Source organism: Ruegeria sp. G12 (assembly GCF_056533565.1).
Genome location: NZ_JBQFOO010000001.1, coordinates 757,350 through 781,295, shown reverse-complemented (window position 1 = coordinate 781,295; position 23,946 = coordinate 757,350). Strand labels below are relative to the sequence as shown.

At 60.0% G+C, this 23,946-nt stretch carries 31 protein-coding genes and 1 tRNA gene; 18 read left to right on the top strand and 14 right to left on the bottom strand.

Annotated elements, in window-relative coordinates; genetic code table 11:
- Positions 1-79: 79 nt before the first annotated feature.
- The 11 genes from secG (at position 80) to ACR0JN_RS03630 (ending at position 8,736) form a co-directional block, all read left to right on the top strand.
- Positions 80-445, top strand: a complete 366-nt coding sequence (secG, locus tag ACR0JN_RS03680; RefSeq protein WP_480529825.1) for a preprotein translocase subunit SecG — start codon at positions 80-82, stop codon at positions 443-445.
- A gap of 159 nt (positions 446-604) precedes the next feature.
- Positions 605-2,248, top strand: coding sequence for a CTP synthase (locus tag ACR0JN_RS03675; RefSeq protein ID WP_480884310.1), 1,644 nt, complete (start codon positions 605-607; stop codon positions 2,246-2,248).
- A gap of 102 nt (positions 2,249-2,350) precedes the next feature.
- Complete coding sequence (locus ACR0JN_RS03670; RefSeq protein WP_480884308.1) at positions 2,351-3,127, top strand: isocitrate lyase/PEP mutase family protein; 777 nt, start codon at positions 2,351-2,353, stop codon at positions 3,125-3,127.
- A gap of 66 nt (positions 3,128-3,193) precedes the next feature.
- On the top strand, positions 3,194-3,487 hold the full coding sequence (locus ACR0JN_RS03665; protein WP_480817822.1) for a DUF1330 domain-containing protein: 294 nt from the start codon (positions 3,194-3,196) through the stop codon (positions 3,485-3,487).
- Between the two features lie 41 nt (positions 3,488-3,528).
- A complete protein-coding gene (locus ACR0JN_RS03660; protein WP_480817821.1) occupies positions 3,529-3,978 on the top strand; it encodes a tellurite resistance TerB family protein in 450 nt (149 codons plus the stop codon).
- 20 nt (positions 3,979-3,998) lie between these two features.
- On the top strand, positions 3,999-4,436 hold the full coding sequence (locus tag ACR0JN_RS03655) for a tellurite resistance TerB family protein (RefSeq protein WP_480884307.1): 438 nt from the start codon (positions 3,999-4,001) through the stop codon (positions 4,434-4,436).
- The gene (locus tag ACR0JN_RS03650) at positions 4,433-5,185 is read left to right on the top strand and encodes a phosphate/phosphite/phosphonate ABC transporter substrate-binding protein (RefSeq protein WP_480884305.1); all 753 of its coding nucleotides are present in this window, start codon (positions 4,433-4,435) and stop codon (positions 5,183-5,185) included. Before ACR0JN_RS03655 ends, ACR0JN_RS03650 begins: the two co-directional genes overlap by 4 nt.
- A 125-nt stretch (positions 5,186-5,310) precedes the next feature.
- The gene (locus ACR0JN_RS03645; protein ID WP_480884303.1) at positions 5,311-6,087 is read left to right on the top strand and encodes an ABC transporter ATP-binding protein; all 777 of its coding nucleotides are present in this window, start codon (positions 5,311-5,313) and stop codon (positions 6,085-6,087) included.
- 32 nt (positions 6,088-6,119) lie between these two features.
- Positions 6,120-6,869: a transporter substrate-binding domain-containing protein gene (locus tag ACR0JN_RS03640; protein WP_480817817.1), complete on the top strand. Its 750-nt coding sequence runs from the start codon at positions 6,120-6,122 to the stop codon at positions 6,867-6,869.
- An 81-nt stretch (positions 6,870-6,950) separates the two neighbouring features.
- Positions 6,951-7,838 (top strand): ABC transporter permease, encoded by an 888-nt coding sequence (locus ACR0JN_RS03635; protein ID WP_480884301.1) that lies wholly within the window; start codon positions 6,951-6,953, stop codon positions 7,836-7,838.
- A gap of 91 nt (positions 7,839-7,929) precedes the next feature.
- Positions 7,930-8,736 (top strand): ABC transporter permease, encoded by an 807-nt coding sequence (locus ACR0JN_RS03630; RefSeq protein ID WP_480817815.1) that lies wholly within the window; start codon positions 7,930-7,932, stop codon positions 8,734-8,736.
- Between the two features lie 70 nt (positions 8,737-8,806).
- Here ACR0JN_RS03630 and ACR0JN_RS03625 read toward each other — a convergent pair.
- A tRNA-His gene (locus ACR0JN_RS03625) sits at positions 8,807-8,883 on the bottom strand.
- 48 nt (positions 8,884-8,931) lie between these two features.
- Positions 8,932-9,414, bottom strand: a complete 483-nt coding sequence (locus ACR0JN_RS03620) for an N-acetyltransferase family protein (protein WP_480884299.1) — start codon at positions 9,412-9,414, stop codon at positions 8,932-8,934.
- 77 nt (positions 9,415-9,491) lie between these two features.
- On the opposite strand from ACR0JN_RS03620, the gene ACR0JN_RS03615 reads away from it, so the two are divergent.
- On the top strand, positions 9,492-9,680 hold the full coding sequence (locus ACR0JN_RS03615) for a DUF6324 family protein (RefSeq protein ID WP_480817813.1): 189 nt from the start codon (positions 9,492-9,494) through the stop codon (positions 9,678-9,680).
- Between the two features lie 6 nt (positions 9,681-9,686).
- Here ACR0JN_RS03615 and ACR0JN_RS03610 read toward each other — a convergent pair whose 3' ends face one another.
- Entirely contained in the window at positions 9,687-10,118 is a 432-nt protein-coding gene (locus ACR0JN_RS03610) for an MmcB family DNA repair protein (RefSeq protein ID WP_480884298.1), read from the bottom strand.
- 114 nt (positions 10,119-10,232) lie between these two features.
- Between ACR0JN_RS03610 and ACR0JN_RS03605 the strand changes: the two genes are divergently transcribed.
- Both ACR0JN_RS03605 and ACR0JN_RS03600 read left to right on the top strand, forming a co-directional pair.
- Positions 10,233-10,553 (top strand): ArsR/SmtB family transcription factor, encoded by a 321-nt coding sequence (locus ACR0JN_RS03605; protein WP_480884297.1) that lies wholly within the window; start codon positions 10,233-10,235, stop codon positions 10,551-10,553.
- Positions 10,550-10,975 (top strand): SRPBCC family protein, encoded by a 426-nt coding sequence (locus tag ACR0JN_RS03600; protein ID WP_480884295.1) that lies wholly within the window; start codon positions 10,550-10,552, stop codon positions 10,973-10,975. Before ACR0JN_RS03605 ends, ACR0JN_RS03600 begins: the two co-directional genes overlap by 4 nt.
- Positions 10,976-11,201: 226 nt before the next feature.
- Here ACR0JN_RS03600 and ACR0JN_RS03595 read toward each other — a convergent pair whose 3' ends face one another.
- From ACR0JN_RS03595 to ribB, 4 genes are read right to left on the bottom strand one after another with little or no spacing between them, the layout of a single operon-like run.
- Positions 11,202-11,507: a hypothetical protein gene (locus ACR0JN_RS03595; protein WP_480884293.1), complete on the bottom strand. Its 306-nt coding sequence runs from the start codon at positions 11,505-11,507 to the stop codon at positions 11,202-11,204.
- Positions 11,508-11,564: 57 nt separating this feature from the next.
- Positions 11,565-12,047: a transcription antitermination factor NusB gene (nusB, locus tag ACR0JN_RS03590; RefSeq protein ID WP_480884292.1), complete on the bottom strand. Its 483-nt coding sequence runs from the start codon at positions 12,045-12,047 to the stop codon at positions 11,565-11,567.
- Complete coding sequence (locus tag ACR0JN_RS03585; protein WP_480884290.1) at positions 12,044-12,595, bottom strand: 6,7-dimethyl-8-ribityllumazine synthase; 552 nt, start codon at positions 12,593-12,595, stop codon at positions 12,044-12,046. The genes nusB and ACR0JN_RS03585 overlap by 4 nt, the downstream gene beginning before the upstream one ends.
- A 2-nt stretch (positions 12,596-12,597) precedes the next feature.
- Positions 12,598-13,719, bottom strand: a complete 1,122-nt coding sequence (gene ribB, locus ACR0JN_RS03580) for a 3,4-dihydroxy-2-butanone-4-phosphate synthase (RefSeq protein ID WP_480884288.1) — start codon at positions 13,717-13,719, stop codon at positions 12,598-12,600.
- Between the two features lie 259 nt (positions 13,720-13,978).
- On the opposite strand from ribB, the gene ACR0JN_RS03575 reads away from it, so the two are divergent.
- Positions 13,979-15,034 (top strand): phosphatase PAP2 family protein, encoded by a 1,056-nt coding sequence (locus tag ACR0JN_RS03575; RefSeq protein ID WP_480884286.1) that lies wholly within the window; start codon positions 13,979-13,981, stop codon positions 15,032-15,034.
- 3 nt (positions 15,035-15,037) lie between these two features.
- Here the strand turns inward: ACR0JN_RS03575 and ACR0JN_RS03570 are convergent, their stop codons facing one another.
- Positions 15,038-15,625 (bottom strand): riboflavin synthase, encoded by a 588-nt coding sequence (locus ACR0JN_RS03570; RefSeq protein WP_480884285.1) that lies wholly within the window; start codon positions 15,623-15,625, stop codon positions 15,038-15,040.
- A gap of 134 nt (positions 15,626-15,759) precedes the next feature.
- Here ACR0JN_RS03570 and ACR0JN_RS03565 point away from each other — a divergent pair, with 134 nt between their 5' ends.
- The 3 genes from ACR0JN_RS03565 (at position 15,760) to ACR0JN_RS03555 (ending at position 20,282) form a co-directional block, all read left to right on the top strand.
- The gene (locus tag ACR0JN_RS03565; protein WP_480884283.1) at positions 15,760-17,058 is read left to right on the top strand and encodes a capsule biosynthesis protein; all 1,299 of its coding nucleotides are present in this window, start codon (positions 15,760-15,762) and stop codon (positions 17,056-17,058) included.
- Between the two features lie 92 nt (positions 17,059-17,150).
- Positions 17,151-18,284, top strand: coding sequence for a polysaccharide biosynthesis/export family protein (locus ACR0JN_RS03560; protein ID WP_480817802.1), 1,134 nt, complete (start codon positions 17,151-17,153; stop codon positions 18,282-18,284).
- 3 nt (positions 18,285-18,287) lie between these two features.
- Entirely contained in the window at positions 18,288-20,282 is a 1,995-nt protein-coding gene (locus ACR0JN_RS03555) for a capsular polysaccharide biosynthesis protein (RefSeq protein WP_480884282.1), read from the top strand.
- A 4-nt stretch (positions 20,283-20,286) separates the two neighbouring features.
- Here the strand turns inward: ACR0JN_RS03555 and ribD are convergent, their stop codons facing one another.
- From ribD to ACR0JN_RS03525, 6 genes are all read right to left on the bottom strand, one after another.
- Positions 20,287-21,384, bottom strand: coding sequence for a bifunctional diaminohydroxyphosphoribosylaminopyrimidine deaminase/5-amino-6-(5-phosphoribosylamino)uracil reductase RibD (ribD, locus tag ACR0JN_RS03550; protein WP_480884280.1), 1,098 nt, complete (start codon positions 21,382-21,384; stop codon positions 20,287-20,289).
- Complete coding sequence (gene nrdR / locus ACR0JN_RS03545) at positions 21,381-21,851, bottom strand: transcriptional regulator NrdR (RefSeq protein WP_039525240.1); 471 nt, start codon at positions 21,849-21,851, stop codon at positions 21,381-21,383. Before nrdR ends, ribD begins: the two co-directional genes overlap by 4 nt.
- A 120-nt stretch (positions 21,852-21,971) precedes the next feature.
- A complete protein-coding gene (locus tag ACR0JN_RS03540) occupies positions 21,972-22,385 on the bottom strand; it encodes a secondary thiamine-phosphate synthase enzyme YjbQ (protein ID WP_480884278.1) in 414 nt (137 codons plus the stop codon).
- A 21-nt stretch (positions 22,386-22,406) separates the two neighbouring features.
- Positions 22,407-22,811 carry a hypothetical protein gene (locus ACR0JN_RS03535; protein ID WP_480817798.1) on the bottom strand — a complete coding sequence of 135 codons (405 nt, stop codon included), beginning with the start codon at positions 22,809-22,811 and terminating at the stop codon, positions 22,407-22,409.
- Between the two features lie 78 nt (positions 22,812-22,889).
- Positions 22,890-23,303 (bottom strand): DUF4166 domain-containing protein, encoded by a 414-nt coding sequence (locus tag ACR0JN_RS03530; protein ID WP_480884276.1) that lies wholly within the window; start codon positions 23,301-23,303, stop codon positions 22,890-22,892.
- Positions 23,304-23,434: 131 nt separating this feature from the next.
- Positions 23,435-23,872 carry a thiol-disulfide oxidoreductase DCC family protein gene (locus ACR0JN_RS03525; protein ID WP_480884274.1) on the bottom strand — a complete coding sequence of 146 codons (438 nt, stop codon included), beginning with the start codon at positions 23,870-23,872 and terminating at the stop codon, positions 23,435-23,437.
- Positions 23,873-23,946: the final 74 nt, after the last annotated feature.

Sequence of the window (23,946 nt, the reverse complement as noted above, 5' to 3'; positions counted from 1 at the left end):
GATGCCAACTCGTCCCTTGCCCCCGGAACCAAACTTGCATAAGTACCACGCGATACACGCCACGCTGTACGGGACACCCATGGAAAACGTCGTTCTCATCATCCATCTTCTTCTGGCCCTTGGCCTGATCGCCGTCGTTCTGATGCAGCGGTCCGAAGGTGGGGGCCTTGGCATGGGTGGCGGCGGTGGCGGGGCCATGACGGGCCGTGCCGCGGCAACGGCGTTGGGCAAGGTCACGTGGATTCTGGCCGGGTGCTTTATCGTCACTTCGATCACGCTGACCATTCTGGCGGCGCAGAAATCCTCGGGCAGCTCGGTCATCGACCGTCTGGGCGTTCCCGCCCCGGCCGCGACCGAGGAAAGCGCGCCCGCGGTTCCGGCGGCGGATGACCTGCTTCCGCCGGCGCAGGGCGACAATGCCCCGCTGATCCCGCAAGCGGACTGAGCCACAAAACCTAGAATTACGGAGGAGAACTGCAACAGCATCTTGCGGTTCTCTTGCGCTTTGGGCGCGAATCCTTTATACGTGAAGTCCCGTGATGCTGCGGTTTTTTCAAGCCGTCGGGCAGCAGATAATGACCTCTCACGGGAGCAGCCGAAAATCATGGCGCGTTTTATATTCATCACTGGTGGTGTGGTTTCGTCCTTGGGCAAAGGGCTGGCCTCGGCGGCCTTGGGGGCGCTGTTGCAGGCCCGGGGATACTCGGTCCGGCTGCGCAAGCTGGACCCCTATCTGAACGTCGATCCCGGCACCATGTCGCCCTTTGAACATGGCGAAGTGTTCGTGACCGATGACGGGGCTGAAACCGATCTGGACCTCGGCCATTATGAACGCTTCACCGGTGTGGCGGCCCGCAAGACCGACTCGGTCAGTTCGGGACGGATTTATTCCAACGTGCTGGAGAAAGAACGCCGCGGCGACTACCTCGGCAAGACCATTCAGGTCATTCCCCACGTCACCAATGAGATCAAGGATTTCATCGCCATTGGCGAGGATGAGGTTGATTTCATGCTCTGCGAAATCGGCGGCACCGTCGGCGATATCGAGGGCCTGCCCTTTTTCGAAGCCATCCGTCAGTTCAGTCAGGACAAGCCGCGCGGCCAGTGCCTGTTCATGCACCTGACCCTGTTGCCTTACATCAAGGCCAGCGGAGAGTTGAAAACCAAGCCGACCCAGCACTCGGTCAAGGAGTTGCGCTCGATCGGTCTGGCCCCCGACATTCTGGTCTGCCGCTCGGAAGGGCCGATTCCGAAGAAAGAGCGTGAAAAGCTCGCCCTGTTCTGCAATGTGCGCCCCGACAGCGTGATCGCGGCGCAGGACCTCAGCACCATCTACGACGCCCCGCTGGCCTATCACAAGGAAGGTCTGGATCAGGCGGTATTGGACGCGTTCCAGATCAGCCCTGCCCCCAAGCCCGATCTGGCGAAATGGGAAGACGTCAGCGACCGCATCCACAACGCCGAAGGCGAGGTCAAGGTCGCCATCGTCGGCAAATACACTCAGCTGGAAGACGCCTACAAATCGATTGCCGAGGCGCTGACCCATGGCGGCATGGCCAACCGGGTCAAGGTCAAGGTCGAATGGGTCGATGCCGAGGTCTTCGATAATGAAGATGTGGCCCCCTATCTGGAAGGCTTCCACGCGATCCTCGTCCCCGGCGGGTTCGGCGAGCGCGGCACCGAGGGCAAGATCAAGGCCGCCCAATACGCACGCGAACACAAAGTGCCCTATCTGGGCATTTGCCTTGGAATGCAAATGGCGGTGATCGAAGCCGCCCGCAACGCGGCGGGCATCACCGAGGCCGGGTCGGAAGAATTCGACCACGAGGCTGGGAAAAAGCGTTTTGAACCTGTGGTTTACCACCTCAAGGAATGGGTGCAGGGCAACCACAAGGTTGAACGCAAAGTCGGTGACGACAAGGGCGGCACCATGCGATTGGGCGCTTATGATGCGGTTCTGGCCGATGGCTCGAAAGTGGCTGAGGTTTATGGCGGAACTGCCATCGAGGAACGCCACCGTCACCGGTACGAGGTCGATATCAAATACCGCGACAAGCTGGAAAAGGCGGGCCTGAACTTCTCGGGCATGTCCCCCGATGGCCGCCTGCCCGAGATCGTCGAATGGTCAGATCACCCGTGGTTTATCGGCGTTCAGTACCACCCGGAACTGAAATCCAAACCCTTCGACCCGCACCCCCTGTTCCGCGATTTCGTGCGCGCTGCGAAAGACACCTCGCGGCTGGTCTGATCACGGGCCTATCACAGTATTGTACCCCTCGGCGCGAAACATCTTTACGCATCGGGGGTTTGCACGGATAACTGCCGCCATAGCAGCGACAGGAGACCGGCCATGACCAATCAAGCAACCCAGGCGGAACAGTTTGCAGCCCTGCACAAAAAGGGCGATCCGGTCGTCCTGTTCAACATCTGGGACGCAGGCAGCGCCGCAGCGGTAGCCGAAGGCGGGGCGCAGGCGATTGCCACCGGCAGCGCGCCCGTCGCGATGGCGCAGGGCTTCACAGATGGTCAGAACATTCCGATGGACTTTGCGCTGGCCAACGCGAAACGGATTGTGGATGCCGTTAATTTGCCCGTCACGCTGGATTTCGAAGGCGGCTACGCCGCAGACGTGCTGGGCATCGCCAGCAACGTTCAGCAGGCCCTGCAAACCGGTGTCGTCGGGTTCAATTTCGAGGACCAGATCGTCGGCACCAAGGACCTCTATGACATCGAAACGCAAGCCGCCCGCGTCGCCGCGATGCGCGAAGGGTGCGATGCGGCGGGCATTCCGGCCTTCATCAACGCCCGCACCGACATCTTCCTGAAAGCAGCACCCGATACCCATGACTCCGCCATGCTGGATGACGCAATCGCCCGCGCCAAAGCCTATGCGGATGCCGGAGCCAGCGGATTCTTTTCGCCCGGGCTTAAGGATGAGGCGATGATCGAAAGCCTCTGTGCGGAGACCGACTTGCCCGTGAACATCATCGCCCTGCCCGGCACCCCGAGCACCCAGCGTCTGGCCGAACTCGGGGTCGCCCGCGTCAGCTATGGCCCGGTTCCCTACAAACAAATGATTAATTGGCTGACCGAACAAGCCCGCGCGGCAATCAATCCGACCGGCTGAACACGGGATTGCAATTCAACGAAAATCTGATCAACCTGCCCGTGTGACCGAGCAGGAGAATACCCCGTGACCAAAGGATACTGGGTTGCCCATGTCGATGTCGACGATATGGACGCGTATAAGAACTACATCGCCGCCAACGCCGAACCCTTTGCCGCCTACGGTGCAAAGTTCCTGGTGCGCGGCGGTGAGCACCAGATCAAGGAAGGCACATCCAGATCGCGCACGGTGGTAATCGAGTTTCCCAGCTACGAAGACGCTCTCGCCTGTTACGAAAGCGACGGCTATCAAAGGGCCAAGGATATTCGCACGCCTGTCTCGATGGGCGATCTTGTGATCATAAAGGGCTATGATGGGTAGCCTTGCTTGGCGCTCTGGAAAATAAGGACTAACCTAGGCTCATGCTGAAAAAATTCCTTCAGGCGTTTCGCCCGCCGCAACATGATCACCTGCCCGACCCGGATGCCGAACTGGCCTTGGGGGCTTTGATGGTGCGCGTGGCGCAGGCGGATCGGGATTACCAGTTGGAAGAGATCAGCCTGATAGACCGCATCCTCGCCCGCCTCTATCAGCACAACGCCATCGAGGCCGCCAAGGTACGTGCCACCTGCGAAAAGCTGCACGCCGCCGCGCCCGAGACCGATACGTTCGGCAAACTGATCCGCGAGACCACCGACCTGAAAGAACGTCTGGCCGCGCTGGATGCGCTGTGGGAGGTCGTGCTGGCCGATGGCCATTCGAACGAGGGCGAGATCAAGATCGTCGAAGAAGCCCGCGCTGCAATGGGGCTGAGCTACAATGACAGTCAGGCCGCGCGCGAACGGGTGCAAAGCCGCTTGGAAGCCAGCTAAGCCGGGTCTATATCTCAGTCATGTTCAGCGATTTCCTGTCCCGGCTCACGCAGCCTCAGCCCGACCCGCTTGCCGATGACGACGCCCGACTGGCCCTGACGGCCCTTCTGGTGCGCATCGCCCGTTCTGACAACGACTATGCCGATACCGAGATGGCCCGGATCGACAAGATATCCGCCGAACGCTATGGCCTGTCACCGTTCGAGGCCGCCGCCCTGCGCGCCAAAGCCGAAGACCTTGAGGCCGAGGCACCCGACACCGTCCGCTTCACCCGCGCCATCAAGGAAGCCGTGGCCTATGACGACCGTCTAGCCGTCGTTCAGGCGATGTGGTCGGTGGCTTTGGCCGACGGGCACCGAACCGGGGAAGAGGATTCGCTGCTGCGGCTGGTTGTCAGTCTGCTGGGTGTCAGCGATGTAGATTCGGCTATGGCCCGGCAAAAGGCCGCAAAATCGTGATTGCGATGCTGGGCATGTATGACATGCCCGCCATACAGCCCGCGAATGATCGGTTCTGGGCAGCGATTCGCGCGCATCTGGGCTTTGGTCCGGCGCACCTGACACGAGATAGGGACGTCTGGGACATTTGGCAGAGCCCCGACCTTGTCTTAGGTCAAACCTGTGGCATGCCCTTCCGAACCCGCCTGCACGGCAAGGTACAACTGGTTGGCACGCCGGACTACGGGCTGCAGGGTTGCCCGCCGGGACACTATTGCTCGGTCTTTGTGGCGCGACGCGGGGACGAACGGGACCTGCCCGCGCTTGCAAGAGGCGTGTTCGCGTATAACGAAGCGCTGTCCCAGTCCGGGTGGGCCGCACCGGTTACGCATCTGGCGAAGCTCGGGCTGGTGCCTGCGACCCTCATTGAAACCGGTGGACACACCTTGTCAGCGCAGGCGGTGGCCGAAACGCGCGCTGATCTTGCTGCCTTGGACGCGCTGACCTGGGAGATGCTCAAAGAACATACCGATCTGGGAACCAAGCTGCGCGAGGTTGCCAGAACCGAGCCAACGCCCACCTTGCCCTACATCACCGCCCTTGGTCAGAATGCGGCTCAGATCGCCGAGGCTGTCCGCACCGCCATTGCGGACCTGTCCGATGCGGATCGCGCGACCCTGCATATTCGGGGTCTGATCGACATCCCAACTGACCGATATCTGGCCGTTCCAACCCCACCGCCACCGCACGCGCACGAGGCGCAGCACTGATCAATTTGACGACGGCCTCTGATCAAATTGGGCCTTTCATCACGCGATTCTGCCTTTTGCGCATTGCATTGCGCTGAAATTTCAGCCCTAGTACCGCATCAACAGCACCAAGAACCGGACCGCCCGTGACAGACACCGCACCCGTTATCGAGATTAAGAACCTTCACAAAAGCTTCGGACGGCTCGAAGTGCTGAAAGGGGTGGATATCACTGCCCATCGGGGCGACGTTGTGTCACTGATCGGTTCCTCCGGGTCTGGAAAATCCACTCTACTGCGCTGCTGCAACCTTCTGGAAGACAGTCAGCAGGGCGAAATTCTGTTCAAGGGCGAACCGGTGCATTGGGCGGGCTCGGGTCACAACCGTCGACCCGGCGATGCAAAGCAGGTTCTACGCATTCGCACAAACCTGTCGATGGTGTTCCAGCAATTCAATCTGTGGGCCCACATGACAATCCTGCAAAACGTGATGGAGGCCCCCGTCACCGTTCTTGGCCGCGACAGGGCCGAGGTTGAGGACAGCGCCCGTAAGTATCTGGAAAAAGTAGGTATTGGCGACAAATGCGATGTTTACCCGGCGCAATTGTCCGGCGGCCAGCAGCAACGCGCGGCGATTGCCCGCGGCCTGTGCATGGAGCCCGAAGCGCTGCTCTTTGACGAGCCGACCTCGGCGCTGGATCCGGAACTGGAACAGGAAGTGATCAAGGTGATCAAGGATTTGGCTGCCGAAGGTCGCACCATGATCATCGTGACCCACGACATGAAAATGGCCGCTGATATCTCAAGCCACGTCGTGTTCCTGCATCAGGGCCTGATCGAGGAAGAAGGCACACCCGAAGATATCTTCACATCCCCTGAATCCGAGCGACTTAGGGGCTTTCTATCCGCCACACAGGCGGCATAACTTCAGGACAGAACCAATAAGGGGAGTAACCAATGAAAAACCTGATTCTGACCACAACAGCACTGGCACTGACCGCCGGTATGGCCATGGCCGATACCGTGCGCATGGGCACCGAGGGCGCCTACCCTCCGTACAACTTCATCAACGATGCCGGTGAGATCGACGGTTTCGAGCGTGAAGTCGGCGATGAGCTGTGCAAGCGCGCCAATCTGGACTGTGAGTGGGTCAAGAACGACTGGGATTCGATCATTCCGAACCTGGTTTCGGGCAACTACGACACCATCATCGCCGGCATGTCGATCACCGACGAGCGCGATGAGGTCATCGACTTTACCCAGAACTACTTCCCGCCAGCCGCATCGGCCTATGTCGGCGCATCTGACGGTGTCGATGTCAGCAGCGGTATCGTTGCCGCCCAGACCGCGACCATTCAGGCGGGCCACGTCGCTGAAAGCGGCGCAACTCTGGTAGAATTTGCAACGCCGGAAGAAACCATCGCCGCCGTGCGCAATGGTGAGGCAGACGCCGTATTCGCCGACAAGGACTTCCTGGTCCCGATCGTCGAGGAATCGGGCGGTGAGCTGGTTTTTGTTGGTGACGATGTCCCGCTGGGTGGCGGCATCGGTCTTGGTATCCGCGAGTCGGATGGGGAACTGCGCGGCAAGTTCGACCAGGCCATCACCTCGATGAAGGCAGACGGTACCCTGAACGAGATGATCGTCAAATGGTTCGGCGAAGGTGTTCCCACCTACGAAGCCGACGGTACTGTCGTTACCAACTAATCCGCACTCAAGGGGTCGGCGCGGGAAGCGCGCCGGCCCCTTCCCGGCCCTTGGCTGGGACCGACGTTCGAAAGACGCCCCATGTTTTCCTATTGCGCTGATCCTGACACGCTTGGAACGTTCCGATGGTTTTCGTGCTATCTGACCAACGGCGTCCACTGGTCGTTTTATCTGTCCTTTCTCAAAGTCCTGGGACTGCTGGCCATCACCGCCCCCGTCGCGCTGAGTTTCGGGTTCGCGGGCGCAATGGCCGCCCGGTCGCATTTCCCGCCACTCAGCTGGCTCGGCAAGGGTTACATCGCCATCGTGCGCGGCGTGCCGGACATCGCCTTCTTCCTGTTCTTCGTGATCGCGCTGGATCAGGCCTTTGAATGGACCCGCCATCAGGTCATGTGCCCGGAATGGACCGATCCGGTTCGTCAGGGGAACGACTTTATCGTCTGCCAGGCCGCCAAACTGCCGCTGGGCAGCGCACCGGAATGGGTGCACGAGACCTATGGGTTCTTCCTGGCAATCGTCACTTTCTCTATTGTTTTCGGGGCTTTCGCGGCGAACGTTCTATACGGCGGCATGCGCGCCGTTCCGCATGCGCAGCTAGAAACGGCCGAGGCCTATGGCATGACCCGCCGCCAAACGTTCTGGCGCGTTCTTGTGCCGCAAATGTGGGTCTACGCGCTGCCCGGCCTATCAAACCTGTGGATGGTGCTGATCAAGGCCACGCCGCTGCTGTTCCTGCTGGGGATCGAGGATATCGTGTACTGGGCGCGTGAACTGGGCGGCACCAAAACGTCCCGCTTTACAGACTACCCGCATGGCGATTGGCGCATGTGGTACTTCCTGTTCCTGCTGCTCTTTTACCTCGGCATGACTCGTGTTTCGGAAATCGGTCTTGAACGCCTGATGCGCAAACTGTCCCACGGCCAGGCCACATCCGGCGGAGAGCTTCTGCGCAAGGAGACCACGGCATGATGACGCGTCTTCAAGACCTCAACCGGGTGCCGCAGGCGATTGTTGCGCAGTCCCTTTCGCGCGGGCGACCTCCTTTGAAAGGAGCGCGAGCATGAGTTGCCTCCAGACCATTCAGGACTATGGCCTAAGATCTATTGGGATCGGTGAGCGTCTGCTGCCGAAAACCGACTTTACCCTGTGCGAGCATTTCACCCTGATCGGCTCGGGCATGATCTGGAACATCTATTTCGGGCTCATGGCAATGGTGACAGGGTTCTTCCTGGCCACCGCGCTTGCAGTCGGAAAGGCATCCCCCAATAAATGGCTGCGCAAACCGGCCGAGTGGTTCATCTTTCTGTTCCGGGGTTCGCCGCTGTTCATCCAGTTCTTCTTTGCCTACTTCTTCTTCCTGTCGCTGAAGAAACCATATCCTATGTTCGACGCCCTGACCTCGGCCTGGCTGGGCGCGCTAATCGTGCTGTTCCTGAACACCGCAGCCTATTCGGGTGAGATCTTCTATGGCGCGCTGCGCTCGATCCCCAAGGGCGATATCGAGGCGGCGGACGCCTATGGCATGTCCGGTTGGTCCCGGTTCCGGCGCATCATCTGGCCCACCATGCTGCGGCTGGCCTGGCCTGCCTACACGAACGAAGCGATCTTTGTGTTCCAATCCACCACGCTTGTCTTCTTCTCGGCTTTCCCGGCTTGGCAGCAACGGGGTGACGCGCTGTATTACGCCAGCTATTTTGCAGACAAGACGTTCAACCCGTTCGTCCCTTACCCGATTCTGGCGTTTTACTTCATAATGTTGACGCTGGTCATCGTCTGGGCCTTTGGTGCGGTCAACAAACGCCTGAACCGGCATTTGCCGGTTGCCAAGCAGACTAAAGTGAAGTTCCGACTGAACCTGGCGCGCTGAATTTCAGCGCGTCGCGATCGTGGTCAGAACACAATAAACTGCGCTTGTTCGCGGGTCGATTTGGGAGAGATGGTACCGCCTCCCTGGCTTGAACAGGGGACCTCTGGATCCACAATCCAGCGCTCTAACCAACTGAGCTAAGGCGGCACTCGGTAGGGGGCGATGTACCGAACGCGACCACGGAATGCAAGGGGATTAAAGCCGAATTTTCCAGCTTTGTTCGACGAGATCGACCCCAAAGGAATGCACAGGTTTACTGTCCACCAACTGCCAACCATTGGCCCGATACAAAGCGCAAGCCGCCTTGTGGCTTTCATGGGTCCAGAGCGAGATTTCCCGATATCCTACGCTACGGGCAAACGCGGTTAGGATGTCCAGCATCCGCTTGCCCAGCCCCAATCCGCGGGCCTCGGGCACCAGCAGGAACAACCGCAACTTCGCGGTTTGGTTGTCCAAAGCGACACAAAAAATGCTACCCAGCCGCTGCCCTGCCCGCTCGGCAATCCAGCCCCGTTCCCGCGCGGGGTCGTGACCCGCGATGAAATCGTCCAGAACACGCGCCACAAGCGGGGCGAAACTGTCGTCGAACCCCTCATCCCGCGCGTAGAGCGTGCCGTGCTGTTCGACCAACCAGGGGGCGTCGTCTGGGTGAAAGGGTCTGAGAACAACATTCTCCATAGCTTATCTGTCCACAAAGGCGGCTTGATTCTCAACCGTCGCCGCGCTAGCACAAACGCTCAGTCCCGGAGGCGCATATGGGCATTAACACCGAACGCGATATTCAAGCGAACCTGCAGATCGGTCCGACCGATCAGGGCATGGTGCGGCTGTTCATCGAGGCTGATGGGGTCGAGGTTCCGATGGATTTCGAACCTGAAGAAGCCGAGGAAATCGCAGAAGAGATTCGCGCCGCCGCGCACGCAGCAAGGGCCGTGAAAGGCTGAGCCGCCTCAAATCCTCGGGTCGCGCAGCGCCTGTAGCCTGCGCGCGGCATCCGTTGCAAACTTCTGGATCATCTTCTTGCGCCGCGCAGGGGCAAGTTTGTCTTCGGGGGCCATGCGGATGATCTCGGCATCGTAAGCATCGGCGATGATCAGGCCGGTTTCGTCCGGCAACAGGTCGGTCGGAAACTCGGTATCGACGGCCCAGAAGAATCGGTCACACCATTCCAGATAGCCCTGCCACTTGGAATCCGACTGGTAATCGGCCCGGCTGGATTTGCATTCGATCACCCATAGCTCTCCCTTTGGGCCCAGCCCCATGACATCGACCCGCAGACCCCGTGCGGGCACAAATTCCTCAACAGACACAAAGCCATGCGCGCTCAGGTGACGGGCGACGCCACGCGCAAGTTTCTGTCCCGGTTGCAGATCCAGTGTCATACGAGAAATGTGAACAATTCGTGAACAAATGTAAAGCAATTCGATACGGCTTGACATGATACCATTTGGTATTCATTTATATAATACCAAATGGTATCTCGATTGAGGTCACACATGCAGAACCAAACGCAAAACGCGTTTCGCGCCCTTGCCGACCCCACCCGCCGGGACATTGTGCAGTTGCTCGCAGCGCAGGACATGACGATCGGGCAGCTTACCGACCGGTTCGACATGACCCGCGCGGCTGTAAAAAAGCACCTGACCGTGCTGTCCGATGGCGGCCTGATCACGGTTGAGGCACGCGGCAGAGAACGCATTAACCGACTTGAACCACAGGGGATGGCCCCGGTGTTGGACTGGCTTCGATACTTCGACCAGTTCTGGGACGATCGCCTTAATTCCCTCAAAGAAGCTGTTGAAAGGAATAAGAAATGACCAATGCCGTTTTGCAAAAGACGATTTTCCTTCAAGCCGAGCCCGAGACCGTGTGGGCTTATCTGACCGAGCCGGATCGGCTGGCCGAGTGGTTCCACAAGCCCGAGCGCCCGCTGGCCAAAGGCCAAAAGCTGGAGATGTTCGGAACCACCAGCGGCGATCTTCTGATCTGGGGCGAGGTGCTAGAGGCGCGCGCGCCGGAATATCTGGAGTACACGTTCACCGTAAAGCCGATGGGCAACGCCGTCAGCACGGTCAAATGGACGCTGGAAGCGGTCCCCGGCGGTACTCGATTGGCGCTGGAGCACGAAGGTCTGCCACAAGGGGCCGAGGCCTTTGGCCTGATCCTGGCGCTGGACAACGGTTGGGATGAGCACTTTGGCAAGATGCGCAGCGCCCTACACGAAACTGTTGATGCTTGACCCCCAATGAACCCCTTGTGCAAACCCGCCGCACACCCTACTTAGGCCGGTGGCGGGTTCTGCCCTTCTTGTGATTGGTAGCATTCTGGTGGCCTTAAGCAATTCCGAGGGGGCTGGCTCTGTTCAGGTCCTGGCCTGATTACCTGGCGCCCACCTGTACATACAGGTCCTCGGGAATCACACCGCACGGTTGACTGGTGGTCCCGCCACATTTTCCCTTGAAAATTCAGCGACCAGCGCGCGCTTCCTGCTTGGCAAATGCGGGCTTGAAGCTGTGCACCACTGGCGAGCCGCGACGCGGGCCGCCGGGCCTTTCGGCCATGCTCATGATTTTATAGGCAAACTGGACCCCGGCGAAGACGATTCCGTTCATGAACCAGATCATCACCAGCGCAATCAGCCCCACATCCGAACCCGTAATCAAACCGCGCAGATTGGCCACGTTCAGCGCCAGCAGCACGCCCACGAACACAGCCGAGATAACAAAACCCCAGATAACCTGAGTGATATATAGCCGGACGAGTTTGGGCATGGGGGACCTCCTTGCGCGCTCATGTATGCTAGCGCGTGCTCCCCTGCGGTAAAGGCGTCAGAATGCCTCGGGCTGGGCTTCGCGCGCCATGTGGTCCAACACGGCGTTGACGAACTTAGGCTCCTTGCCTTCGGGGAAAAAGGCGCGGGCCACGTCGACGAATTCGGTGATCACGACCTTGGGCGGGGTGTCGCTTTGGGTCAGTTCGGCCCCCGCCGCGCGGAAGGCGGCGCGCAGGGTCGGGTCGATGCGCGCGATGGGCCATTTGGCGACCAGAGCGCGGTCAGTCATCTGGTCGATGGGGGCCTGATAGTTCACGGCATCTTCGACCAGTTTGCGGAACAAGCGGATGTCGCCGTCCAGCATCTCTTCACCCTCATAGACGGCACCAAACCGGTGATCCAGAAACTCGGTCACGACGGCTTCAATCGTCTGGCCTGACTGCTCCATCTGGAACAGCGCCTGCACGGCATAAAGCCGGGCGGCGGATTTCATCAGGCGTTTCTGGTTGGCCGGTTTCGGCGCGTCTGTCTGGGTCATGCTGTCGTGGGTCCGTTGCTGTCGCCCGCCACAAGGATGGACTCGGACGGCGGCTTGAAGCCGACGCCCTTTTGCGAAGAGCCCCACTTACGGCTGAGCGCGATCAGATGCAAGGCCGCAGCAGCTGCCCCGCCGCCTTTATTCATTTTTTTCGGATTGGCGCGGACTTCGGCCTGATCGTCATTCTCAACGGTCAAGATTCCATTACCGATCAACAGGCCCTGCAGGCCCATCAACTGAATGGCACGGCTGGAGTCGTTGCAGACGGTTTCATAATGCGTGGTCTCGCCACGGATCACACAGCCCAGCGCGACATAGCCGTCGTAATTGCACTGCCGGTCAGCCATAGCGATGGCGGTCGGAATTTCCAGCGCACCGGGCACTTCGACCACATCGCAGGAACCGCCCACGGCCTCGATCTCGGCCTTGGCGCCGGCGACCATATTATCGGCGATGGCCCGATAGAACGGGGCCACCACCAGCAGCAATTTCACCGGCTTGTCGAATGTCGGAGTCGGCAGGACGCCGTGTTTGTCTTGTTCAGCCACGATCAGTCTTCCTTGAGGATGGAACGGGTGCCGACGATGGACAGGCCAAAGGCGTCGAGCCCCAGATACACGGTTTCCGGCGAGTCGGTCAGCAGCACCAGTTCCTGAATGCCCATCTTGGACAGGATCTGCGCGCCCAGGCCGGTTTGCTTGATTGTACGCGGGCCTTCTTCCTCGAGCGCATAGAGCGAGTTGCGCGGCTGGCGGAACAGGCAAACAACGCCGCGCCCTTCTTCGGCAATCTTTTCCATCGCGCGGGGTAACTCGCGTGAGGATTTGGGGCCAAGGCCCAGAATATCGGGCGCTTCGTGCAGAGCGTGGGTGCGGGTCAGAACCGGCTCGGGCGTGGTGATGTCGCCCTTGATCATGACCACGTGTTCAATGCCATGGGTCTGATCGGTGAAAATCCGCATCTCCCAGTCGCCACCATATTCCGAAGTGACGGTTTCCCGCGAGGTCTCAACCACCAGATTGTCATTGCGCGAGCGATAGGCGATCAGGTCACTGATCGTGCCGATCTTCAGGCCGTGGGTTTTGGCGAATTCCACCAGATCGGGCAGACGCGCCATCGTACCGTCGGGCTTCATGATCTCGCAGATCACCCCCGCCGGGTTCAACCCCGCAAGGCGCGAGATGTCCACAGCAGCCTCGGTATGACCGGCGCGTACCAGCACCCCGCCCCGTTTGGCGCGTAGGGGGAAAACGTGCCCCGGAGTGGCGATATGGGCCATCGTGTTCTGTTCGTTGATCGCAGTCGCGACGGTCAGCGCCCGGTCGGCGGCGGAGATCCCGGTGCTGACGCCCTCGCGCGCCTCAATGGACACGGTGAATGCGGTCTCGTGTCGGGACGAGTTGTTCACGGCCATCATCGGCAGGCCAAGCATGTCGATCCGCTCGGCAGTCATCGGCAGGCAGATCAGCCCGCGCCCGTGGGTGGCCATGAAGTTGATCGCCTCGGCATCGGCAAACTCGGCAGCGATCACAAGATCGCCTTCGTTTTCGCGATCCTCATGGTCGACCAGAATGTACATCCGGCCTTTGCGCGCGTCTTCGATGATGTCTTCAATCGGGCTGATCGCGTTGCGCAGCTGGGCCTCGACCGGACCGGGGGTTTCAAAGCTCATGGAGCAGCCTTTCGCAGGAGCATATTTTCACAGCGGGATAAACCACTGTGGGTGCAAACGCCAGCCCGCAACCGGCAAGAATGTGCATGGCGGGTTGGCCGAACCGCGCCGGTTTTGCGTCGCGATTGTTCACCGCTGCCAAACATACCGACCCGGCTAAATCGCTTTGTCCACAAATCGCCGCATTCAAGCCCTCGGATAGCCCCAGATTGAAACCAATCAGGACAGTAAGCTTTGCCCACCCAAGAGACTCGCACGAATGGCATATTCTTCAGGTGTATCAACCCCGAGCCTCTACCCGTCCGGCGTTTTCAGACGCAACAGGCTACTGCTGTGCGTTATCGCACTTCATTTACTTTGCGGAGTAGGCGTCAGCGTTTATCTGGGCACGTCTTTCTGGTCGTCCACTGCGCCGATGATCCTGGTCACCTTCAAAACCCTGTCGATGATCATGGTTGCCAATGTCCTGCTCTGGCGGCTTGGAGTGGCCGTTTTCAAGGTGAAACCGCGAAAGCCGATTCAGTGGATGATCGCTGATCTTCGATCCATTCTGTCAAACCGCGCGCATGTCTCTGATGCCGTCACCGGTTTTTTCTGCATGCTCGTGCTGATCATCACCTTCACCTACCTCAAAGAGGCCATTCCCCTTCTAAACCCCTATTCCTGGGACCCGCTTTTTGCGCAAATGGACCGAAGCATGCACGGGGGCTACGACGTCTGGGTGCTTCTGCATCCCATTCTGGGCTCGCCCTATGTCACAACCGCCATAAGCTGGGCCTATCACGGGTGGTTCATGCTGATCTACATGGCCGTATGCCTGGCATGTCTGGACCGTCGCGACCCGAGCCGCAGCGCGACGTTCCTTGTCGCCTTTGCCCTGTGCTGGGCCATCGGCGGAAACCTTCTGGCCACCGTCTTCGCATCCGTAGGGCCGGTCTATTACGAAGTCTTCGGATTCGGCGACACCTTCGTTCAACAAATGGACTTGCTCCATCAATCGCACGAGATCAGCCCGATTGGCGCGCTGAAATGGCATCAGGTCCTTCTGGACGGTTATTTCAACGGCGGCTCGGTGCGGGGCATCTCGGCCATGCCCAGCATGCATGTGGCAACCAGCGTCCTGCTGGCTCTGTACGGGTTCACATACTCACGCTGGGCGGGATGGGCCCTGACCGCCTTCACCGTTGTGATCGTTTTCGGCTCGGTCCACCTCGCCTGGCACTACGCCGTTGACGGCTATGCCTCGATCATTCTGGCGCTTGCGATCTGGTGGCTGGCCAAAAAGCTAACCGCGCGATTTGGCCCCGCGACCTGAGGGTCAGGACATCTCAGCCAGACGCGCGACGTAACGGGCCAACGTGTCAATCTCGAGGTTGACGCGGTCGCCCTTTGCCACATTCCCCCATGTGGTGACCTCTTTGGTGTGGGGGATGAAGTTGATGCCGAAATCGCACCCCTCAACATCGTTCACAGTCAGCGAGGTGCCATTCAGGGCAACCGACCCTTTCGGCGCAATGAACCGGGCCAGATCCTTGGGCGCACGCAGGGTCACACGGGTACTGTCGCCTTCGTCTTCGACCGCAACCACCTCGGCCACGCCATCGACGTGGCCCGAGACGATGTGACCGCCCAGTTCATCCCCAACCTTCAACGCGCGTTCCAGATTGACACGGCTGCCTACGGTCCACGTATCCAGATTGGTCTTGGACACGGTTTCGGCGCTGATCTGAACGTCATACCAATCGTCGCCCAGCGCGATCACGGTCAGGCACACGCCGTCACTGGCGATGGACGCGCCAATATCAATCGAGGCCGTGTTATACGCTGTCCTGATCCGAGCCCGCAGGTCTCCCTGCTGCTCTAACTCGGTGACAGTGCCTACGTCGGTGACGATCCCTGTAAACATCCCGTTAACCCTTAGCTTCTAACTTCAACCTCACCGCCGAGGTAAGCGCAAGCGCCCGTCCCGGCAAGCCCTTGCTTGCCGGATAGGATCAGAACAGGCATAGTTTCGACAATAAAACGTATAAAGCAGTACAGATGCACCACACGCACACAGGCACGCAAAAACGGGTCTTCCTGTTTCTTCAGGGTCCACATGGGCCGTTTTTCAGCGCGCTTGGACGGATGCTGCGCGCCTCGGGCGCGCAGGTGTGGCGCGTTGGGTTCAATGCCGGGGATCAGGCGTTCTGGTTTCATCGTAAAAGCTACATCGCTTTTAGGGATACTCCGGACGAGTGGCCGGACGCCCTTGAGGCTTTGATTGCAGAAAAGGGCATCACGGACATCGTGCTTTACGGCGATACCCGCCCGATCCATGCGCGAGCGGTTGAGATTGCCAAAGCTCGAAACATAACAGTGCATGTGTTCGAAGAAGGATACTTGCGTCCCTGGTGGGTAACGTACGAGCGGGGCGGATCGAACGGCAACTCGCGCCTCATGTCGACGGATGTTGACCAGATGAGGCAGGCGCTCTCGCATTCAGATGCGGAAACGCCGTTGCCACCGTCCCACTGGGGGGACATGCGGCACCACATCTTTTACGGCGCGCTGTATCACTGGTTTGTTCTGTTCCTGAACCATCGCTATCGCAACTTCCGCCCCCATCGCGAGCTGCCGGTCTCGCGGGAATTCCGGCTGTATTTCAAACGACTGGCTTTGATGCCCTTCCACCGCATATCGCGGGTCTGGGCCACGGCGCGGGTGCGCTGGGGGGGCTTTCCCTACCATCTGGCGCTTTTGCAACTGGGCCATGACAGTTCGGTCCAGTCCCATTCCGACTATTCGTGCATGAGCGAGTTTCTGCAGCAGGTCATCGCCGGGTTTGCCGAAGGGGCCCCACAGCATCACCGGCTGGTCATCAAGGAACACCCGTTGGAAAACCACCGCGAACCTCTGCGCCGCCTCGTGCGCACCTTCGCGCGCCAACACGGCATTGCGGACCGGGTCCATTATGTGCCCGGCGGCAAGCTGGCCGGCCTGCTGAACGAGGCGCGGTCCGCCGTGACCATCAACTCGACCGCAGGACAACAGGTTCTGTGGCGTGGGATTCCGCTGCGCATCTTCGGCAGATCGGTCTACGACAAACCTGAGTTTGTCTCGCAGCAGCCCATGGCGGCATTCTTTGCGAACCCCAAACCACCGGACAGCGACGCCTATCACTGCTACCGCCGTTTCCTGCTGGAAACCAGCCAGATTTCCGGTGGGTTTTATTCTCATCGGGGTCGGCGGCAATTGCTGCGGCACGTGACCGATATGGTCTTGCGGCGCAGCGATCCCTATCAGGCCGCCATAGATGACAACGCGGCTATGACGCCACAGTTGAAAATCGTTGGGTGATGCGCCGCATCGATCGCTGGAAGTTACGGGCCAAAACCAGTAACCTGCCGCAAACAGAAAACTAAAATAAAAAAGACCGAGGATATCTGGCAGTGCAATTCGTTCCAATCCGATGGATGCGGGGGCTTTCCCTTGTCGCCGCTATTGGCCTTCTGGCCGCGTGCCAGCTTCCGAAATCGGGGCCCAACAAAAGCGAAATCCTGGCCGGTTCGGTTGAAAACGGCGGCAATGCCTTTGTGGTCGAGGTGGATGATCGTGTCACTCGCGCGACCTCGGCCATTCCGCAATTCGGATTCTCATCCTCGTTCAGCAGCGCCCAGACGTTGACCGCTGACACGGTTCGGCCCGGCGACGTTCTGGGCCTGACGATCTGGGAAAACGTCGATGATGGCCTGCTGGCTGGCGAAACCGGTGCGGCAACCGCACTGGACGAGGTTCAGGTCGACAGCGACGGTTTTATCTTTGTCCCTTACGCCGGTCGGATGCGCGCCGCTGGGAATACACCGGAACAGTTGCGCGTTCTGATCACGGAAAAGCTGCAGGAACAGACACCCGATCCGCAGGTTGAAGTGCGCCGTGTTGCGGGGGACGGATCGACCGTCTCGATCACGGGCACAGTTGCGGCACCGGGCATCTATCCGATCGAGCGCCCCACCCGTTCCTTGCTTGGAATGCTGTCTCAGTCGGGCGGGGTTTCCGTCGCCTCGGACATCGCGCTGGTGACTCTGATCCGTGGCGATCAGAAGGGCACGGTCTGGTACGAAGACCTATTCCGCAACCCCAGACTGGATGTCGCCCTGCGTGGCGGTGACCGCATTCTGGTGGAAGAAGACAGCCGATCCTACATCGCGCTTGGCGCAACTGGTGGGCAGTCGCGTGTGGCCTTCGAAAGCCAAGATCTATCGGCGCTTGAGGCGCTGGCGCAGGTTGGCGGTTTGGTCACGTTATCGTCTGATCCAACTGGCATTTTCGTCCTGCGGAGAGAACGTCAGGACATCGCGCGCAACGTCATGGGTCGGGCCGACCTGCAAGGCGACCAGCGGATGATCTACCTGCTGAACCTGACTGCCCCCAACGGACTGTTCGTTGCACGCGATTTCGTGATCCGCGACGACGACACGATCTATGTGACCGAGGCGCCCTATGCGCAGTGGAGCAAGTCGATCTCTCTCATCGCGGGCGGGCTGACTCCGATTGCGAATGTGGCCACCCTGACCGGAAACTGATGCATGAACCCGGATCACGACAGCGTATCCGGGGCCGAGCGCAACCGGCTGTTCGTCTTTAATGGCGGTTTCCTGACCAACCGACGCGTCCGGCGCATCCTGTCGCTGGCCGGATACGACATCCGACTGGGCCTGCCCCAACAGGATGAGCTTGTGGGTGTGTGGGGCAATAGCCCCACCGCCCATCGCGGCTTGAACATCGCCGAAAAGCGCGAAGCCAAAGTGCTGCGGGTCGAGGATGCATTCCTGCGATCCCTGCATCCGGGGCGCAGCGGCGAGGCCCCGCTGGGGCTGCTATTGGACCGATCCGGGATTCATTTCGACCCGAGCACACCGTCGGACTTGGAAACCCTGCTGACCACGCATCCGCTGGACAATACCGCCCTTTTGGACCGCGCACGTGGCGCTATCGAACGGCTGCAGGAGCTGCACCTCAGCAAGTATTCGGCCTTCGACTTGACAATCGAACCACCCGAGCCGGGCTATGTTCTGGTCGTCGATCAGACGCAGGGCGACGCCGCCATGACCGCCAGCGGAGGCGATGCCGCACGGTTCCGCGAGATGCTGGTGATCGCGCAAGAGGAAAATCCGGGCGCGCGGGCGTTGATCAAGGCACATCCGGAAACGCTCGCCGGGCACCGCGGCGGGTATTTCTCCGATCAGGACTTGTCGGACCGGGTGTCGTTTCTGAAAGACCCGATCAGCCCATGGCCGCTGCTGGAAGGCGCGGTGGCGGTTTATACCCTGTCCTCGCAGTTGGGGTTCGAGGCGATACTGGCCGGACATAAACCTCGCGTGTTTGGACAGCCATTTTACGCAGGCTGGGGTCTGACGCAGGATGAATCCCCAATCCCTCGCCGCCAGCGTAACTTGACTCGGGCGCAGTTGTTCGCTGCGGCCATGATCCTTTATCCCACGTGGTACGATCCCTACCGCGATCAGCTTTGCCCATTGGAATCCGTGCTCGACACGCTAGAGGCACAGACGCGGGCATGGCGGCAGGATCGAAACGGATGGACCGCATCAGGGATGCGTCTGTGGAAACGCAAACATTTGCAGAGGATGTTTGGACAGCACAAGAAGATGCAGTTCACTGCATCGTCCACCCCGGACCGCCCCCACATGGTTTGGGCCAGCCAGTCGCGCGGTGCCGAAGATGCCATCCGGGTTGAGGATGGATTTCTGCGGTCGCGGGGGTTGGGGGCCAATCTGGTGCCTCCTTTGTCGCTCGTGACCGATGATCTGGGCATCTACTACGATCCGACCCACCCCAGCCAGTTGGAAGAGTTGATCGCCCAACGCGAAACCCTGCGCCCTGATCAGGAACGGCGCGCAGAACGGCTGGTTGCAAAGCTGCTGGCCGAAGGGTTGAGCAAGTACAACACCGGCACCACTCCTCCGGACCTGCCAGATGGGCACCACATCCTCGTTCCGGGGCAGGTCGAAGACGACGCTTCGATCCTGCTGGGCACAAGCGGCGTGCGGACCAATCTGGAACTGCTCGGGATGGTTCGTGAAGCGAACCCCGACGCGATTGTGATCTACAAGCCCCACCCCGACGTCGAAGCCGGTCTGCGCGAGGGCAGGATCGAAGTTGACGGCCTTGCCGATGTTATTGCCACAAACTGCGACCCGGCGGCCCTGTTGCCGCATGTGAACGAGGTCTGGACAATGACCTCTCTGTTGGGGTTCGAGGCCCTGTTGCGCAGCGTCAGCGTCACCACTCTGGGCGCGCCCTTCTACGCCGGGTGGGGGCTAACCAAAGACCACGGCGCGGTTCCCGCCCGCAGGGGCGCGCGGCCATCGTTGATGGGTCTGGTCCATGCCGCTCTGATCGATTATCCGCGCTATTTGGACCCTGTCACAGGCTTGCCCTGCCCGGTCGAGGTTGCGGTGGATCGATTGGCGGCGGGCGACCCTGCGCCGTCCGGCCCGCTGAACCGCCTGCTGTCAAAGCTGCAAGGAGCATTTGCCACGCACGCCCATCTTTGGCGCTGACGTACTAGCTCGTGCGTCTCCAGCGATGCATGACATCGCCGCCGAGCACCTTCGATTCAACCAGTTCAAAACGCGGGGCTTCGTCCAGTTTCTCAATCCCCAGCGACCCAATCGCCGACAGCCCCTCGGCCCCGATGGCCAGCCCGGCGGTGAAACCCACAAGTTCATCCACCAGATCGTCCGCCAACAGCGAGGCGGCCAAGGCGGCCCCGCCCTCGCAGAAAACTCGCGTCAGCCCGGCCTGCCCCAACTGTTGCAGCAAATCCGCCGCGTCGATGTGGTGATCCCGAAGGGCGCAGGGCAGCAAGCGCGCGCCTAACCCCTCCCACGCACGTGCGCGCTCGACATCGGGATGGGGCCCATGGCACAGCCAGACCGGTGTTTTAGACGCCGTGCGTGCCAACTGCCCCAGCAGAGGAATGTCCAAATGGCGCGACACCACGACCCGCACGGGCTGCTGCGCAATGCCCAGATCGCGCACGGTCAGCGACGGGTCATCCGCCCGCGCGGTGCCTGCGCCCACCATAACCGCATCGTGGCGCGCCCGCATCGCATGCACGAAACGCCGCGCCTCGGGGCCTGTGATCCATTGGCTGTGCCCGGTGGACGTGGCGATCCGGCCATCGAAACTGCTAGCCAGTTTCAACGTCACAAAAGGACGCCCCTGTTCGGTTTTCAGAAAGAACCCGGCGTGATCCTGCGCGGCCTGATCCGCGAGAATTCCGGTTTCAACGTCGATCCCCGCCTCGCGCAGCCTGGAAAACCCCTGCCCCGCCACCCGCGGATCGCTGTCTTCTATAGCCGTGACAACCCGCGCGACGCCGGCACCGATCAGAGCTTCGGTGCATGGCGGTGTTTTGCCGTGATGCGCGCAAGGTTCCAGCGAGACATAGGCTGTCGCACCGCGTGCACCCTGCCCGGCCTGCGCCAAAGCCACAGCCTCGGCATGGGGGCGGCCACCGGGTTGGGTCCAGCCACGCCCCACGATCCGCCCGCCTTGAACGATGACACAACCCACAGACGGATTGGGCCAGCACAAGCCTTGTCCGCGCCGCCCCAACGACAGGGCCAGCGCCATGTATCGCTTATCTGTTTCGCTCACTCGTCCGTCGAAGGCTGCGGCGGGCGCAGTTCGTGGACAAACTCCTCGAAATCATCGGCCGCCTGGAAATTCTTGTATACGCTCGCAAAGCGAACATAGGCGACGGTATCGATCCGCGCCAGAGCTTCCATGACGATCTCACCTATCTTGTTGGACGGAATATCCGTATCGCCCATACTTTCCAGACGGCGCACGATGCCCGAGATCATCTGATCAATCCGGTCCGGATCAATGGGGCGTTTCTGCATGGATATGCGAATGGACCGTTCCAGCTTGTCCCGGTCGAAATCCTCGCGTTTACCATTGGTTTTGATAACCACCAGATCGCGCAGTTGCACCCGTTCATACGTTGTGAACCGTCCCCCGCAAGCGGGGCAAAACCGGCGCCTGCGGATCGCAACGTGATCCTCTGCCGGGCGTGAATCCTTGACCTGTGTGTCGATGTTTCCGCAAAACGGGCAGCGCATCCGCCGTCTCCTCGTCCCTTGTTCGGCCTCTTTTTGTAAGCGCTTTGGCTTACTTATCCACAACTATAGGACAGCCGCTAGAGTTTGGGTAGTCGGAATTTTCAACCGCTAAATAATGGGTCAGCCCAGATGCGCGGCGACCAGACGCTGATGCGGTGCCGCGCGGTGTTCGAACAGGTAAATCCCTTGCCACGTGCCCAAAAGCGCGCGTCCTTGTGAAACGGGGATTGTCAGGGAAACAGGCAGAAGGGCCGCCTTGATATGCGCGGGCATATCGTCGGGCCCTTCATAGGTGTGGCGCAAATACGCCATATCGGGATGATCTGACGAGGGAACGAGCCGTTCGAAAAAGGCGCGCAAGTCAGTCTGAACCTCGGGGTCCGCGTTTTCCTGTATCAGCAGGGAACACGAGGTATGGCGCACGAACAGCGTCAACACTCCGTCCCCCGCTGCCTGCCTTAGCCAGCGGTGCACCTCGGACGTGAATTCATAAAGTCCCGGCCCTTGCGTCCGGATGGTAAATTCAGTCTGCATCCATCCCGGTTCGTCAGCGTGTCAGTCATTGATAATGTTGATGTTGCATCTGGCATAGGCCCCCTGCACCGAAACACTTGTACCAGGAACGAAACCGCTTGTAACGAAGCTGCGCTGCGGCGGCGTAACACCGCTGGGTTTCTGCAACGAAAACTGAACGGCGGTTTTGCGCCCTGTCGCCTCGCTTGGCCCATAGCCGCGCACCACATAGATCGGCTGCTGCCAACCGGCCCCCAGCGTTCTGCGGGCGTAATCCGATGCCGCACACCAGTACCCGTCTACATCATCGCGTCCGCGCGGGATCACTTCGAAGACCGAATTGTTCACCGCCGCCGTTTGATAACTGAACCGCGCAAAAGTGGCTGAAGACTCCGTTGCGCTTAATGTAGCTGCGGCAAGAATTGCGTAAGTCAAAACCTGTTTCATAACCGTACTCTCTCCTGTTCTGAGACACGTCATGATTTAGTTTACCGAAAGTTCAGACAAAGCCGCTTCACGATCAATTCAGCCAGACCCGCCCTGCGCGTGAACGGGCGTGAGCCAGCCCCGGTATCGGATCAGCAAACCAAGCCCCGGCGCAGTTGCCGAGACATCGAACCTGAAACGGCCCTGCTCATCCTGCCGCTCGACTGTGGAGGAGCAGGGCAACAAAAATGCAGGAACCGGTAGGCCGAATATGGTTAAACCAAGGATGCCGATTTTCAGACCTGTTTCGCTGAATTCCGGTTTCAGCCAGATGGTCATTCGCCCGAAATCCTCACGCACGCATCCGGTGCGCTGGTCGTAGGTCAGACTGGATCGGGTTTTGTGGCCGTCAAAGTCGCGCTCCCAAATCCAGCCCTGTTTTGTCTCGCTGGTCCTGACCGTGACCGGCACATCCGCCCCGCTTGGTGGAAATCGCCCCATTCGTAAGGCCAACGCAACAAGCCATCCCTTGCCCCGTTCGATTTGGCATCGACCGGAATAGAGCCTGCTGCCTCATGCAATTGCCGCACCGTGGTGGGCAGCCCTAGCGCCGAGGGAAGCGCCTGCAGAAATGGGTCCATTCCCTAGAACCCCTGCGGTGCAAAACGGTCGCGCAGCGACGGGGTTGGCACGAGGCAGGTCGGGCTGCGTCCGAAGATCGCGTATCGGTTCCGCGCGATCAGATGATACAGAGGGTCCTTCACTATGCGCGGCAAATAACGGCAGACCGCGAGAGCCTGCCAAGCACCCGGCAAACGGCGCATCGCAGCGGCGAAGGCGTCCAGCTTCTGGTAAACCTGCCCGTCCACAATAACCAGATTGGTTTCGAAATCATCGGTCGGCAGCCCAAGGTCGCGATACAGGCTTTGCCCCAAGGGCGTTTGCGCTGTCGCGAACTGAAACCGTCCGGCGCGGTCGTGTTTCAGCATGAACCGGAAAAACCCCGAACACAGCACGCACTCTCCGTCGAAGACAATCAGATCGGGAAGATTGAAAAGTTCTGGATTTTGAACACTTTGCATGCCGCCCGCGCCCTTGATCAGCCCTCAACGCGATAGTGTCATGCGGGTTTGCGGCCGCCAATGCGACATGAAGG

Bases quoted from the DNA above. Each gene is read 5' to 3' on its own strand.
- secG (WP_480529825.1), top strand. From the start codon at position 80: ATGGAAAACGTCGTTCTCATCATCCATCTTCTTCTGGCCCTTGGCCTG.
- ACR0JN_RS03675 (WP_480884310.1), top strand. From the start codon at position 605: ATGGCGCGTTTTATATTCATCACTGGTGGTGTGGTTTCGTCCTTGGGC.
- ACR0JN_RS03670 (WP_480884308.1), top strand. From the start codon at position 2,351: ATGACCAATCAAGCAACCCAGGCGGAACAGTTTGCAGCCCTGCACAAA.
- ACR0JN_RS03660 (WP_480817821.1), top strand. From the start codon at position 3,529: ATGCTGAAAAAATTCCTTCAGGCGTTTCGCCCGCCGCAACATGATCAC.
- ACR0JN_RS03655 (WP_480884307.1), top strand. From the start codon at position 3,999: ATGTTCAGCGATTTCCTGTCCCGGCTCACGCAGCCTCAGCCCGACCCG.
- ACR0JN_RS03640 (WP_480817817.1), top strand. From the start codon at position 6,120: ATGAAAAACCTGATTCTGACCACAACAGCACTGGCACTGACCGCCGGT.
- ACR0JN_RS03635 (WP_480884301.1), top strand. From the start codon at position 6,951: ATGTTTTCCTATTGCGCTGATCCTGACACGCTTGGAACGTTCCGATGG.
- ACR0JN_RS03630 (WP_480817815.1), top strand. From the start codon at position 7,930: ATGAGTTGCCTCCAGACCATTCAGGACTATGGCCTAAGATCTATTGGG.
- ACR0JN_RS03620 (WP_480884299.1), bottom strand. From the start codon at position 9,414: ATGGAGAATGTTGTTCTCAGACCCTTTCACCCAGACGACGCCCCCTGG.
- ACR0JN_RS03615 (WP_480817813.1), top strand. From the start codon at position 9,492: ATGGGCATTAACACCGAACGCGATATTCAAGCGAACCTGCAGATCGGT.
- ACR0JN_RS03610 (WP_480884298.1), bottom strand. From the start codon at position 10,118: ATGACACTGGATCTGCAACCGGGACAGAAACTTGCGCGTGGCGTCGCC.
- ACR0JN_RS03605 (WP_480884297.1), top strand. From the start codon at position 10,233: ATGCAGAACCAAACGCAAAACGCGTTTCGCGCCCTTGCCGACCCCACC.
- ACR0JN_RS03600 (WP_480884295.1), top strand. From the start codon at position 10,550: ATGACCAATGCCGTTTTGCAAAAGACGATTTTCCTTCAAGCCGAGCCC.
- ACR0JN_RS03595 (WP_480884293.1), bottom strand. From the start codon at position 11,507: ATGCCCAAACTCGTCCGGCTATATATCACTCAGGTTATCTGGGGTTTT.
- nusB (WP_480884292.1), bottom strand. From the start codon at position 12,047: ATGACCCAGACAGACGCGCCGAAACCGGCCAACCAGAAACGCCTGATG.
- ribB (WP_480884288.1), bottom strand. From the start codon at position 13,719: ATGAGCTTTGAAACCCCCGGTCCGGTCGAGGCCCAGCTGCGCAACGCG.
- ACR0JN_RS03575 (WP_480884286.1), top strand. From the start codon at position 13,979: ATGGCATATTCTTCAGGTGTATCAACCCCGAGCCTCTACCCGTCCGGC.
- ACR0JN_RS03570 (WP_480884285.1), bottom strand. From the start codon at position 15,625: ATGTTTACAGGGATCGTCACCGACGTAGGCACTGTCACCGAGTTAGAG.
- ACR0JN_RS03565 (WP_480884283.1), top strand. From the start codon at position 15,760: ATGCACCACACGCACACAGGCACGCAAAAACGGGTCTTCCTGTTTCTT.
- ACR0JN_RS03555 (WP_480884282.1), top strand. From the start codon at position 18,288: ATGAACCCGGATCACGACAGCGTATCCGGGGCCGAGCGCAACCGGCTG.
- nrdR (WP_039525240.1), bottom strand. From the start codon at position 21,851: ATGCGCTGCCCGTTTTGCGGAAACATCGACACACAGGTCAAGGATTCA.
- ACR0JN_RS03540 (WP_480884278.1), bottom strand. From the start codon at position 22,385: ATGCAGACTGAATTTACCATCCGGACGCAAGGGCCGGGACTTTATGAA.
- ACR0JN_RS03535 (WP_480817798.1), bottom strand. From the start codon at position 22,811: ATGAAACAGGTTTTGACTTACGCAATTCTTGCCGCAGCTACATTAAGC.
- ACR0JN_RS03525 (WP_480884274.1), bottom strand. From the start codon at position 23,872: ATGCAAAGTGTTCAAAATCCAGAACTTTTCAATCTTCCCGATCTGATT.